This window comes from Kitasatospora sp. NPDC059803 (assembly GCF_042732255.1).
In the GTDB taxonomy this organism is placed as follows: domain Bacteria; phylum Actinomycetota; class Actinomycetes; order Streptomycetales; family Streptomycetaceae; genus Kitasatospora.
Genome location: NZ_JBHWIJ010000198.1, coordinates 1 through 342 on the forward strand (window position 1 = coordinate 1; position 342 = coordinate 342).

At 73.7% G+C, this 342-nt stretch carries 1 protein-coding gene; it reads right to left on the reverse strand.

Features of this window, described 5'->3' with window-relative positions; genetic code table 11:
• Nucleotides 1-20: 20 nt before the first annotated feature.
• A complete protein-coding gene (locus ACFV6I_RS26815) occupies nucleotides 21-191 on the reverse strand; it encodes a hypothetical protein (RefSeq protein ID WP_350883108.1) in 171 nt (56 codons plus the stop codon).
• Nucleotides 192-342: the final 151 nt, after the last annotated feature.

The following is a 342-nucleotide window of genomic DNA, read 5'->3' on the forward strand; positions in this document are numbered from 1 at the left end:
GCGGACCGCCTGGCGGGAGATCAGCAGAACAGGCCGCTACAGAGCAGCACCGTGTCGCAGATCAGGACGGTGCAGACGCCGCTGCAGCCGCCGCTGCTGGCCTCGGGGGTCGGCAGGGTGGTCTCGGTGATGCGCGCGTCCAGGTCGCCGATGAGGGCGTCGAGGTCGGTGAGCGCCGTGATGTCGGGCATGGTTGTCCTCCTTCAGGAGCGGTGATGGGTGGAGACCGCCCCCGGGGGGCCCCCCCCCCCGGGGGGGGGCCCGGGGGAGGAGGGGTAGCCGCCCCCTGCGGCGGGGGGGGACGCGCTGTGCAACGCGCCCAAGTGGAAACGGAAGAGGTGG